General features: G+C 56.9%; 8 protein-coding genes. 5 read left to right on the forward strand and 3 right to left on the reverse strand.

What is annotated here, in order from left to right:
• Positions 1 to 28: 28 nt before the first annotated feature.
• The 3 genes from ACT2BZ_RS07970 to ACT2BZ_RS07980 are packed head-to-tail and all read left to right on the forward strand — an operon-like array spanning position 29 to position 3,075.
• On the forward strand, positions 29 to 1,531 hold the full coding sequence (locus ACT2BZ_RS07970; protein WP_457940344.1) for an ArnT family glycosyltransferase: 1,503 nt from the start codon (positions 29 to 31) through the stop codon (positions 1,529 to 1,531).
• A 51-nt stretch (positions 1,532 to 1,582) separates the two neighbouring features.
• On the forward strand, positions 1,583 to 2,299 hold the full coding sequence (locus ACT2BZ_RS07975) for a sulfotransferase family 2 domain-containing protein (protein ID WP_457940346.1): 717 nt from the start codon (positions 1,583 to 1,585) through the stop codon (positions 2,297 to 2,299).
• Entirely contained in the window at positions 2,296 to 3,075 is a 780-nt protein-coding gene (locus ACT2BZ_RS07980) for a hypothetical protein (RefSeq protein ID WP_457940347.1), read from the forward strand. Before ACT2BZ_RS07975 ends, ACT2BZ_RS07980 begins: the two co-directional genes overlap by 4 nt.
• A gap of 75 nt (positions 3,076 to 3,150) precedes the next feature.
• Here ACT2BZ_RS07980 and ACT2BZ_RS07985 read toward each other — a convergent pair whose 3' ends face one another.
• Entirely contained in the window at positions 3,151 to 4,113 is a 963-nt protein-coding gene (locus ACT2BZ_RS07985; protein ID WP_457940349.1) for a glycosyltransferase family 2 protein, read from the reverse strand.
• Positions 4,114 to 4,478: 365 nt separating this feature from the next.
• Here ACT2BZ_RS07985 and ACT2BZ_RS07990 point away from each other — a divergent pair, with 365 nt between their 5' ends.
• Together ACT2BZ_RS07990 and ACT2BZ_RS07995 are read left to right on the forward strand one after the other, a co-directional pair.
• Complete coding sequence (locus ACT2BZ_RS07990; protein ID WP_457940350.1) at positions 4,479 to 5,249, forward strand: hypothetical protein; 771 nt, start codon at positions 4,479 to 4,481, stop codon at positions 5,247 to 5,249.
• Between the two features lie 866 nt (positions 5,250 to 6,115).
• Positions 6,116 to 7,540, forward strand: coding sequence for a surface carbohydrate biosynthesis protein (locus tag ACT2BZ_RS07995; protein ID WP_457940351.1), 1,425 nt, complete (start codon positions 6,116 to 6,118; stop codon positions 7,538 to 7,540).
• A 405-nt stretch (positions 7,541 to 7,945) separates the two neighbouring features.
• Here ACT2BZ_RS07995 and ACT2BZ_RS08000 read toward each other — a convergent pair whose 3' ends face one another.
• Together ACT2BZ_RS08000 and ACT2BZ_RS08005 are read right to left on the reverse strand one after the other, a co-directional pair.
• The gene (locus ACT2BZ_RS08000; protein WP_457940352.1) at positions 7,946 to 10,666 is read right to left on the reverse strand and encodes an AMP-binding protein; all 2,721 of its coding nucleotides are present in this window, start codon (positions 10,664 to 10,666) and stop codon (positions 7,946 to 7,948) included.
• 608 nt (positions 10,667 to 11,274) lie between these two features.
• A complete protein-coding gene (locus tag ACT2BZ_RS08005; RefSeq protein WP_457940353.1) occupies positions 11,275 to 12,603 on the reverse strand; it encodes a recombinase family protein in 1,329 nt (442 codons plus the stop codon).
• Positions 12,604 to 12,646 lie beyond the last annotated feature (43 nt).

Below are 12,646 nucleotides of genomic sequence, written 5' to 3' on the forward strand. Positions count from 1 at the left end.
CGGTCATTGCTCATAAGCGGAGAGGGGCGTGCGATTGACCATAGGGCACGACGCAGCCGAAAGAATGAATCATAGGCGAGACCGCATTTTGGCGCCTCTTGGGGTCGCAGTCGCGCTGATCTTGATTTTGGCAGTCTATTATAGCCAGCTATTGCCGGTCGGATCGCTGCAGCATACGGATGAGTATCTGACGCTTGACCGAAGCCATTCCTTCACGCTGCGGGACGACTGGCTGACCGTCTATTCGGAAAACATCCCGACTTTCAAGAAGCCGCCATTGCAATATTGGATCGGCGCTTGGCTGCTCGAACGAGGCTTCGATCCGGAGCTGTCACTTCGGTTGGCATCCTTTGTCTTCGCAATCGCGACTCTCGCCCTTGTTGGTACATTCGCGTGGATGATCCTCCCGGCAAATCCGTGGGTCTTTCCGGCAGCAGTTCTGCTGTTGGCGAGCTCGAAGCGGTTCTGGGAGGCGGCCATATCGGCCATGCTCGACAGTGGTGCGACCTTCTTTGCCACGTTGGCGCTGGTTGCCACGTTTGCCGCGGTTCGTCAGCCCAGATGGTGGTATCTTGTGGCCATCGCGTGCGGCGCAGGTGCGCTGCAGAAGGCCCCTATTGCCGTGGGCTTTTCGGGGATGGCCATTGCCGGGATAGCGCTCACACGTAGATGCCACGGCCTACCCCTCCGGCGCTCCTTGATCAGCAAGCATTTTATCTTCGCTATGGCGATAGGATTTGTTCTCGTGCTGGGTTGGCCGGCCCTGCAGTGGTTCCGGTACGGTCAAGTATCCTTTCAACAGGCCTTCATGAGCCAAATGATCGAGCGGTTCTCGCCCTTCGGAGAAGACTGGGAGAAGCGTCCTTCTCTCTACTCTCTGCTAATTGCCGGAGAACCCATACTGCGCCTTCCTGCCATGGCGGCGGTTCTGTGGCTGCCCTGGCGGTTGCGGCGCATGGAGCTAGTCAGTCTCCCCGCCATGATTGTGCTCTACGCAATGGTAACCGCCGGTGCATCCGGCATCGTCTCGCCGCGTTACTCCTTGCTGTTTGTACCACTACTTATCTCGGGTTTTGCGGCTATCATTCTCGCGGCTGCGCGTGGCTGCCGATGGCAGACGGCTATCGTCGCTTTGGTTTGTGTTGCAAGCGTAGGGCCTTTCAAGACTGCAGGACAGCTCGGAATTCTGGAGAATGACCAAGCGGAATTCGAGCCGGTGCTGCGACGTGTCGGTGCTGCGCTTCGGCCCGATGAGACGCTGTTGGTCTGCGGCAAGGGGGATGGCGGGGCGCGTGTTTATACCGGCGCAGTTTCGATCTATGCAAGTGCCGGGCGTCCTTTCTACAAGGTCCGATCGCCGGAGCAGCTCATCGCGCTACAGGCCGATGGTTCAATCCGGCCACCCTATCGCTTCGTTTGCGTCGCCGACCGTTTCGAAGCGTTGCGCCCGTTCCTGCAAGACGTAGCCATTCTGGAGGAGCAGGGATCGCTCGTGCACTGGACGGCCGCAAGCATATCGAGCAGTTGGTGACGGATAGGACGACCCTGCATGAGAACGTGCGCAAAGAGGTAATCCCCTGATATGCTTTCTCATCATCACAGGACGATCTTCATCCATATTCCCAAATGTGCTGGCCAGAGCGTCGAGCTGGCCTATCTGAAAGACCTCGGGATGAGCTGGGAGACACGCGCGCTGCTGCTCCTGCGCGCCAATGATCAACCGGAAAGGGGGCCGCCTCGTCTCGCCCATTTGCTCGCTGGCGACTATGTGCGTTTCGGACACCTAACCCAAGAAGCATTTGATGCCTATTTTCGCTTCGCCGTGGTGCGCAATCCTTGGTCGCGTGCGGTCTCGCTCTACAGACACCTGAACCTGAACATGCCATTCCGCTCGTTTGTACTTGATTGGTTGCCGCAGCAGTTTGCGCATCGCGGCTGGGGGGGCTCATTCTGGTTCGTTCGCCCGCAGTCCAACTTCGTGATGGAGGATGGGCGTTTGCTGTGCCATGAAGTCCTGCGGTTCGAGACATTGGCCGAGGATTTCAGCCGGGTTGCTGCCGCCAGCAACTTAGTCTCGGACCTGCCTCACGCGAATCGCAGTGGTAGTCGCATGCCGGTGCGGCCGAGGTCACTTCTCCGACGCTGTCAGGCAAGGCTGGTGCGCGACCGTCGCGACAGATTCGAAAACTGGAACGATTTTTATGACGAGGACACCGTAGTCGAGGTAGGGCGACTCTACGCAACCGATGCAAAGGAATTCGGCTATGAAAGGCCAGCGTCGGGAACGTCGAGGCGATGATCCGCATTCTTCGCAGCATGCTGCTTTCGCGTTCCGGGATCCGCTCTCCAGTAGGGAACCTGCGCAAGATCGCCGTAGTCGGCGCACTTCGCAGCGGAACCAATTTCCTAAAATACCTGCTTGAGCAAAACTTCCTGGTCTCCGCCGATTTCAATGCCTTTGGCTGGAAGCATTCAGGCATTCCGGTGCTGAGCCACAATTCGGCATTGGATTACCCAGACGTTCCATTAGCCTACATCGTGAAGAACCCCTACGCTTTCGCTGTCTCACTGCACCGTTACCATCAACGCATATCGACGCACGGCGACAGAATAAGTATCAGCGGCAGCGAGGGCTGGAGCGCCTTCCTAGTCAACCCGATTGTCATCTCTGACAGCCAGTTGGCCGGGTCGCCGCAGATGAGATTTGCGAACCCGTTCCAGTACTGGAACTTCCTTTACTGGAATCTGGAGACGCTGGATCAGAAGCGCTTCTGCGCCGTGGGTTTTAACTACGAGGATCTTATCGCCGATCCCGAAACTGTGCGCAGCATCGAGAGGGTCGTCAGGCTGCGGCGGCGGCCGTCCGCGCTGGTCACCCCAGGCAATCAAATGCGCCGGTTGGGGGGGCGCACAGCGCCGACGTCAATAACCGGCTATGAAACCCCCGAACGCTTCGATCTCAACTATTATACGGAGAAGCGCTACCTTCACCCATACACGCCCGAGCAACTGGCTTTTGTCCGGTCAGAGATCAGCATATGGCTTATGGAGCGGCGTGGCTACCGGATCATCTGATCTTTGCAATCTCGCAAGCGCTGATCGAAGTGTTACGAGGGCGATCCGAACTCCAAATCGCCGACGCGCCTATTGTCACTTGTAGAGCGCGGAACGCTGGCCGAACAGAGCCTGCATTCGCCCGACCGACCACCCTAGAGAACGGACAGCCATAACAGGGGAGGCGAGGCCGAAAATGGGGATCACCAAAAGAAATAGCGCCAGAACAAGGCGGATCGCGAAGAACAGCAAAGACGCCGTTGCCAGGGGAATAGATATATTGAGGCGCTTCATCACGAAGTGAGTGTTTGACTGCGCTGCACCACGAACGAACTGATAGGTGAGTGACAGCCGTTCCAACTCCATCGTCTCGTAGACGATCGCGTCAGAACACCATGCGGGCTTTGCCCCGGCAGCCCTTGCTGCCCGGTAGAAGGCGGTGTCGGAGCCTCCGCTTATCAGCATTCTCTCGTCAAAACGCACTCCGGACCGCCGCTGCCAGCCGAGGTCGCAGAGCCAATTGTTCGTCACGACGGTGTAACGCCCACCTGTCGCCGCCCGCTGCGCAGTCATCCGGTTCTTGCGGCGCATGCGTGCGGCGAGGCTCGCATTGATTGCACGTTGCCAGACGCTTGCCACGTCGGGCGGGGTTGCCACTTCGACCGGCCCCCCCACAAGGTGAGCGCCCGTCTTTTGCCAACAGGTGATGAGCCGATTCAGCCACAGGGGGTCGGGGCGTTCGTCGTCGTCGATGAAGCACAAGGCGTCGGCCTTCAGGGACAGCGCCTCATCGAGCGCCCGATTGCGTGCGATCGGAATCCCGCGTCGGCTTTCATGAAAGTAGCGAACATCGCAAGGGCCGGACTGACGTAACTCGACGATCTGGCGCGCTGACCCAAATGGATCATTGTCGATGACGACGAGCAGGTGACGATATGAAACCGGATTTTCCATCGCCGCGTAAGAATCGAGCAGGCGGTCAAGCAGCTCATTCCGCTTGTAGGTCAGAACCGCGACCACAACCAAACCGCTAGCTGGTATCTGGGAAGCGTCATTCAATCTACGACAGACCTCATTTTGCCTCAGTCATTCTGATGGGGATCCCAGCGCTTACGACAAGGGACAGTACCGAATTTTCACGGTCCTTGCCACATAAGGACTGAGATCGTTTTGAGCTGGGTGCCTTCCCCATACAAGAAGGCTGAGGGCGCTTTACAATCTTGTGCTGTAAACGGCGCTACGAAGGTCACCAGCGTGGGGTCCTTCGGGAGACAGAATGTTGTTCTACCCGTGTCGCGCCCAATTTTTTCTTGCGCGAGGGTCGCTTATCGCTGAGTGGAACGTACGAGAACCCGCGCTAAAAAAGGAACCGGCCGCTGACCAAGTCGCGAAACGTTATCTCGCTCACCACCATCCCGCCTCGAATGGACAAGGTCGGTCCGACCTTGGAGTCGCTCCTGCGCCAAAATGCAAATATCGATACGGTCATTCTCTGGATCCCGGAGAGTTACCGTCGCTCGGAATTCGGCGAGTTCACGATCCCTGCAATGCCGGAGGGGGTTGAGGTCAGACGCTGCCCGCTTGACTATGGGCCTGCTACGAAGGTGTTGCCGGCGGTCGAGCGATTCATGGGCCAAGACGTGCGCATCCTTTATTGTGACGACGACCGAATCTATCATGCCGGATGGGCGGCCAATTTGCTGCACGAGAGCGACCTTTACCCAGGGGAGTGCATGGCAGAGGCCGGCGAATGCGTGCGGCTCGCTATGCGCAGAGCGTTCAAGGCCAGCCCAGCCTACATGGCCCTGAAGATTTTGACTTTGGGGACACATAGCTATTTCTTTCGCCGGACGAACCGGCTGCTTGACCCCGGTCACGGTCTGGTGGACATCTGCCATGGCTACGGCGGGGTCCTTGTTCGCCCCGAATTCTTTACGCCCGCTGCCTTCGAGATTCCTGATCTGTTGTGGACAGTTGACGACATCTGGCTTTCCGGGCAACTCGCATTGAATGGCGTATCGATCCGAAAGATCGCGCGCAGCCCCAATTCCGACAAAACCCACGTAGCGACCATCAGCGCGCTGATCGATTATGTCGATCAGGATCACAATCGTCATCAGTCCAACCAGGCATGCATCCGCTATTTTCAGCAGTCAGCAGGTATTTGGAAAGGTTCACTCGTGGCCGCAAGGTGAAACCAGATCTAAGCCACTCCCGGTTGCAAGACAGATTGCACCGCAAATCTAGCTACGTCTTGCACTTGCTGATCGGTTGATCCTGTTGCTGGCCGAGCCTCCGCAACTGCCGTTGGGCTGAGATTTTGTCGAGACCGCCTTTGCCATCCTCGAGAATGGGCACACGATACGCCGTATCCGGTTAGTCCATGCGAGCGACGGGAGCTGCGATGCCTTATCGGTGGTTATGATGCCCGGCGCATTGACCTTTGAACCGCCTAGTCCAGTGGTTCGAGATTCGCTGGGCTGGCACCTTGCGAACGGATCGGTCCCTTGATGGCGATGAGGTAGAGGAACCTCGAGGGCACCGGAAGACACGCAATGTCTGCCGCCCAAACCTGGTAGTGGCCAGTCACACCGTGCCCGCAGCAGATGCGGCCAGATCCCGAGTCCCTTCGCAGGCCTGCTCCAGTTGAACTTTTGGTTGATCGGCATCAGGCCACCGAACTGACCATCTGGCGGCCGGCGACCAGCGTCTTGCCGCCAGCTTACATGTTCTACGGCGACGAAACTTACTAGTTACACTAGGTGCAGACCCTTGTTTTTGCTTGGCCTGCGGGTTCCGTCCAGCGGGTCAAATTGGACCATGACGAGGATCTGTGTTTTCGGGCTCCCGCCCAAGCGCACTGAGGCATCGGCTAGAACATCCGATAGGGCCACGGCTCTTGAGGACGGCAGAATTGTTGCGAGCCTGTTCGACAATTTGCCGGAGTGATCCGACCATCATACCTGGAGTGGCGGCGGGCCTCGATCGTACGTCTCGCTTGAACCGAATGGCTATTGTGGCGTAGCTGACTGGTGCCTGCTGCATATCGCCGAGGGATACTTTGGTAAGCATTTATCTGCCAGTCACCAGCCAACCGCGAGAATTGGACGCCAAGCTTCTGCTCGCACTGGTCGCGAGGGAGCGAGGCCACAAAGTTTGGATTGGGTACAAATCGGCCTTTCAAGACCGCCTCTCGTCGCTCGCCCAAGGCGTCTTCATCATCCACAATGCTCGCCAGGATGCGGAACGTGTGCGCCGGATACGCCACCATGGTCATCGAATCTTCGTCCTCGACGAAGAGGCGTTGGTTCGGCAAACAGATGAGATTTTCATCAAAAAACACCCGAAGCTTGCGTTCGACTCCGTGTCTAAGATTCTTTGCTGGGGAAAGGACAATTCCGACCTGTGGGAGCGCTACGGTATTGATGCTGAGGGTGGGAAGGCCATTGTCGGCAATCCGCGTTTCGACCTTCTTCGACCCGAGATCGCCGGCTTTTTTGCATCGGAGATAGACAGCATCAAAGCCCGTTTCGGGGACTACATCTTGCTAAATACCAACTTTCCCACCGTCAACAATCTAACGCGCGAAGGCGGCGGTGTACGAATCTCGGCTTGGGCAATGGACAAGCGCGGGCAGGACCTCAGCAATCGCTTTGTTGCCAACAAGCAGGCGACGCTCAATGCGATGCTCGCGCTTATTCCGCCGCTGGCAGCGGCAATTTCTCCAATGTCGCTCATCATTCGACCCCACCCGAACGAAGATCACACACCGTGGGTCGCTATGGTGCGAGAGATTCCGAATGCTCATGTCATTTTCGAAGGGGGCGTAGTGCCTTGGCTACTAGCTGCCAGGGCCCTGCTGCACAATAACTGCACCACGGCAGTTGAAGCCGCCGCCGCCGGCATTCCCACGATCAACTTTCTGCCATGGGCGTCAGATTACGACAACCGGTTGGCAAATTCGTTCGGACGCGCTTGTGCAACCACCGAAGAAATCATCGTCGCCCTGATAGAGATCGGGAAGAACCGCGGCGCAAGCCTCTCGCAGGATGAACTCGACCTACTGCAGCATTACGTTGTCAGTACCGACGGACCGCTGTCTTGTGAACGCATCGTGGAACTGGCAGAGCGCGAATACAGAACACTTGAAGGCATTGAGGCCGTCCGCTGGGGAGCGACGCAAAGTTTGGCACAGGCGCGGTTGAAGCTATTGTGGTTGAAGCGATTTCTGAAGCTTTATCGCTCGAAGCGTGGCCGCCGAAGGCGCGCTTATCTGAAGAAAAATTACCCGTCCTTGCGTATCTCGAGCTTGGACTACGAACAGCTGAACTACAGCGAAGGCAAATTCGATTTATTGATGAGGCAGTTTCCACCGCTCGACGAAGCAGTCCTGAACGACAAGATCAGACGCTTCTCCGAGGTGACGGGTCGGTTCGGATCGCTCAAAGCCGAACTACTGTCCCAGCATCTGTTCCGAATTGTATGAAAGCTGCTTCGGAAGGCGGTCGAGAGAAAGGAAGGAGTGGCCTCCGGCTCATGGTCACCGAGGTAACGTGCGCTGCGTGTGGAGCCGTGCGAACCCTTGAGCCTCGTATCCACTACCCTGTTTCGCCGGACGTTTTGCCTGTTCTGGCAAACCGAACAAGTTCCATGTCCCGATGCCTAGGGATGTTGTCTCCAAACCGCTGGAAAAACAAGACGAAGACGGAAATTCTCGACCTCGCGCGAAAGGAGCCGCGCGGCTTGAAGGTGTGGGGGCCGGAGAGGAACTTGTAACGCTTTGGAGGCCCATTGCGCCGCTTGAAACTGTAGAACCTAGCCCCGCACTGGGGGAGCGCTTGGCTGAAAGGCGCTCACGCTTGACTGAGCTGATGGATTCCTCGTCCGAGTTCTAATCCATCGAACCGCTTGCAGACAGCCTCTTTTGAATTTCAGCAGCCAAGCCTGTGACATGGGGGCGATCGATAATGTGGGGCAAAGGAAGCACCTTGTCGCCCGGAGGTTCAGGAAGAGACACGACCTCAATGCGGCCATTGGACAGGGTAACCCAGCCAACATGATTGTGCGGCTTCCCAAAGCAGAACAAGGTGGCTGGAATGGTCAACGGAACAGGCCGGTAACGCTGGAAATCGCGGCGAAACTGCCGATCCAGAAAACCCGTAACCACCGGTGAATCCGGAGCCAAGATCCTCGCGCCACGGTGTAGCAAAACGCGAAGTCGACGGCTTAGTCCACGGGCGGCGTGAGCCATCTCTCCAACCTTCCCCGATCGTGGCGTGTTCCTGGAACCCGGGAACGCTGTGTCAATCAAGCCAAGAAAGGAGACCTCGCCGCCTGCCGCGATAAGCTGCCGCGCGACCTCGAATGCGACCACGCCCTCAGAGCAGTTGCCGCAAAGCTGGTAGGGGCCCTTGCGCTGGATCCGCATTATTTCCAGGGCATAGCCTCTGGCCAAACTTTCAACCACTCGGTCTTTGCCGAGAAGATCATTGAAGGTGGCTCTCTCAATGGCCACTACCGGGTGATCCGGCGCCAGCATCTCGGCCAAATCCCGATACCCGCGTGATCGGTGAATGATAAACAGTGGGATGGCGTTGCCCGAGCCCTGAAGGGTCGTTGCAAGGGTCACGGGACGTGCCGACCCCATTAGTCGGTCCAGCTCGAAGACGCTCCCCACCTCGAACGGGAACTCTGGAGGGCAAGGGACCAGCAGTCTCCTCTCGATGAGCAAAGCCAGTTCTGCTGCCTGCAGAGAATCCCCGCCGAAATCGAAGAAGTTGTCGTGCAATCCCACGTCGCACTGTTCGAGGACCTCCATGAAACAGCGCAGGAGCAACCGTTGCTGTTTGCTGCCGGCAATGCTTGCCCTCCGTGGGAGAGGCGAATTCACCGGGGGAGGCAGTCGGTCTCTGCGTACCTTCTGGTTGTCGTCCAGCGGCAGTTCGTCGAGAAATGCAAAGCGCGTCGGCACCATCGTCCTGTGCAGTTTAGCTAGGAGAGACTTGCGCAAAGTTCGAACCTCGGGACGGCATTCTGATGCCACTACATACGCCACAAGCTGTTGCCGGCCGGGCTTGTCTTCCCGAACCATGGCTGCCGCTTGGCGAACACCAGGCAAGGCACGCAGCGCATCCTCAACTTGTGCTATTTCGATGCGTTCTCCCCGCAGTTTTATGCGGAAGTCCTTCCTTCCCAGATACTGCAGACAACCGCCGGGGAGCATCCGTCCGAGATCTCCGGTCCTGTAGATCCTGCGCGTGCTGTCTTCGGCATCCTGCCGGAATGATTGAGCTGTAAGCACGGGCTTACCCCAGTAGCCTACCGCAAGATAGCGGCTACATACGCTGATCTCCCCCACCGTCCCTCCGGGCACCTCCCTTCCTTCGTCATCGAGAAGCCTGATATCCATATCCCGGACCGGGTAACCTATGGGAACCGCACCCGGCGGCACGACAGTACCTGGGTCTACAAAGTACTGTCTAACGATCCCTGTCTCTGTCGTTCCAAGACCGTTGACCAAGGTACAATTTGGGCCGAATCGCCGCTGGAAAGCCGCGATGTGTCGGCTCGAAGCCTGGTCACCCTCTAGACGTATCAATCGAAGCCCTGTGAAGTCTGCTGAGGTCTCAAGCATCTGCTCAAAGATCATGGGGACGGAGTGAAAGATCGTCAGCTTTTCATCGTCGACCCATCTTGCGAGCCTTTTCATGCCCAGCCCCTTCAGGTCGAATGGGAAGGCGGATGCTCCGTTTAGCAAGGCTCCAAACAAGGATGATACCGTTCCACTGAAGGCGCATGCCTGGATCAGCGACAGACGATCATGACAGGTAATATGCAGATTGTTCGTGTAGCGATAGATGTTGTGAAGGACGTTCCGATGACTGTCGCACACGCCTTTGGCAGCGCCTGTCGAACCTGACGTGTAGTAAATGTAGGCCAGATCGTCTGGCTTGATTGTGCATTCCAGCGGACTGTCAGGCGCACCAGAGCCAACCGCGTCAAGATTGACGCACTGATAACCATGGGTCAATCGACCCACTCGATCAAAATGCTTGCTATCTGTCAAAACCAAGCCTGGCCGGCAGTCGGCCAGAATGCGGTTCAGTTCCGGCGGCGCCCAGGACGGGTCCAGCGCCACAAAAATTCTCGCAGCTTTCAGGATGCCCAAAATCGTCACTGCAGCGGTAGAGCTCTGGTCGAGCAAGAACGCTACGGGCGCATCGCTGTTATCGCGGGCAAGGATCTCGTGAGCGACCGTGTTGCTCAGCTTGTCGAGCTCGCGATAGGTGAGCTTCAGACCATCTGCTGACTTGATCGCCAGTCTGTCTGGATAGCGCTGAACCTGCGCAGAAAATCGTTCGACGATCGATTTCCCAACGTCATCGTCTTCCCATCTCCAAATCAACTCGTGAACTGCGTCCGTTGGCATCGGCACCCAAGTGTCAAGAATGGCGCGGGATCGTTGCTGGCCGCAGTGGGCGCACGAAATCCCCAAGGTACAAATGCTCGCCCAATGCCCGGCATGAATCAAGGTATTGGGTACGTTCGCGACATTGCCGATCTCCTTGTCCAGGAAACTTGTGAGGTGCTGGCCCGCCTCGAACGCTGACATTCAATCCCTTGGCGGATCGCGTTGCATTTTCAGGTGACGTGAGCCAGTCGATGTTGGCCCACCGCCGACTATTGTTCCGTTGCCCTGTTTCGCCTGAAAGATTGCCTGTTCCGGAAATTTCTTTCCCTGTTATGACGGATTAAATTCCCTGTTCCAGTGCACAGGGAACTTGCCCATAAACCATTGTAATTTTGCGGGTATTCGCGGCGAAAATCTTCTCTATGGCGTCAAAACACGTGAAGTTCCCTGTTTTTTGCCTGTAAGCAGGGAAATCCAACCAGAGAAGGGTTCGCCCCTGACTGCCTCCACCACCATCCAGTCTTCTCCATTTCGGTGGATATTGAAGACTCAGAAATTACTCCGACATTTCAGCGGCTTAGCGCAGTAGAGACGGCATTGCGTGGGCAAGAAGCTGCGGTTTCACTGCAAACCCAGCACTTCCTGGCTGCCGGTCTCTCAGGCCCCATTTTCGTGACCACTTAGATTCGAGTTTGGTGCTCGGAGCATCACGATGATGCTTCCGTGATGCGCTCAAGTTGCGCGCGCGCTTCAAGACGGTTTGGGCGGGCGCGGGTCGATCGGGACTGGAAGTTTATGCCGTGCCGATTTCAGAACCGGAGCGCGGCTTCCTGATCGTGCCAGGCAAGCGGCAAATCAATGAGGCGGGCTAGTCGTCTTGATGTGAGGTCGACTGGTTGGCGTCCGATGAGGATCGCCTCGACGATTTTCGGTGAGAGGAAGGCAAGTGGCATGACGCGACTAATGTCGGCGCGATGCACGCCGCATTGTTTCGCAAGGTCTGCAATGCTTTGCACCGTGCCGTCTGTAAGCCTTGCCAGATAGAAGTGCGCTCTTGCGATGGTATCTACCAGAGTTGCATCTGGCAGTCTGGCCTGGACGTGATTGGCGATGATCGCACGGGTCTCTACGCCACGTCGCTTGATTGTGATTGGCAGCTCGATTGTGAACAAGGTCGATCCCGTGTCCGACTCGGCTTCGATGTCAGCATCTTGCGTCGGCTTGATCTCGACGCCGAGTTGCTCAAGCAGGGTCTGTCGATTGATTTGGAAGCTGATTCTGCTGGGGCTCAGTGTGATCCTGGGGAAGACCGACCGAAGGATTGCTCTTTGATCGTCAGCGTTCAGTTCAAACGCTTTGGCTTTTTCGAGGACCGCCATAACGCTGTTGCCGGAGGCGGTGCAATGCTGGACCCAATCGGCAAGCCGGGTTTGATTGGCGACAAGGTCCTGGAATTGATGCCTGACGAGGCCTTCCAGTTCGCTCGCGGGAATCCTCCATCCGCCATCGCCCTTTGATTGTGAGCTCTTCAGTCTGGATGAGATGTAGTAGCGATATCTCTTCCCATGATTCCTTGCATGAGTTGGGCTGAGACGATCCCCCGTTTCGTCGAACACAATTCCGTTGAGAAGATGGATATCAGTGATGTTCGGCGATGAGCCTTTGCGTCGCTGCGATTGTCCTTTGAGAAGCGTCTGAACTTCCGCGAATTGGTCAGCGTCGATTATCGCCGGATGCTCGCCATCAAAATGCTGGTCGTGATGCTTGACCCTTCCGACATAGATCTGATTCGAGAGTAGGTAGTAGAGTTTCCCCCGGCTCCACCTTGCTGGTTTTGAACGGGGTTCGTCTCCCGGATCTGAATGGCGGTCGTCATCAAGCTTCTTGTTGAACTCCTCCGCCAGGGCAAGCACTGACTTGAGCTTGAGATAACGGCGAAACAGATAGCGGACGGTTTCCGCATCTTTCGCATCGACCACAAGTTTTCGATCTCTTACCGCATATCCGAGTGGGACCCGTCCTCCCATGTACATGCCCTTCTTGCGGGATGCGGCAATCTTGTCGCGGATACGCTCCGCCGTGACCTCACGTTCGAACTGGGCGAAGGACAAGAGGACATTGAGCGTCAATCGTCCCATGGACTGTCCGTCGTCAGAACATTTGGCGTGGCACAGACTGCAG

Source organism: Mesorhizobium sp. 10J20-29, from assembly GCF_054130485.1.

What these genes read in the sequence shown, in the direction of transcription:
- ACT2BZ_RS07975 (WP_457940346.1), top strand. Translation starts at nt 1,583, where the DNA reads ATGCTTTCTCATCATCACAGGACGATCTTCATCCATATTCCCAAATGT.
- ACT2BZ_RS07980 (WP_457940347.1), top strand. Translation starts at nt 2,296, where the DNA reads ATGATCCGCATTCTTCGCAGCATGCTGCTTTCGCGTTCCGGGATCCGC.
- ACT2BZ_RS07990 (WP_457940350.1), top strand. Translation starts at nt 4,479, where the DNA reads ATGGACAAGGTCGGTCCGACCTTGGAGTCGCTCCTGCGCCAAAATGCA.
- ACT2BZ_RS08000 (WP_457940352.1), bottom strand. Translation starts at nt 10,666, where the DNA reads ATGTCAGCGTTCGAGGCGGGCCAGCACCTCACAAGTTTCCTGGACAAG.
- ACT2BZ_RS08005 (WP_457940353.1), bottom strand. Translation starts at nt 12,603, where the DNA reads ATGGGACGATTGACGCTCAATGTCCTCTTGTCCTTCGCCCAGTTCGAA.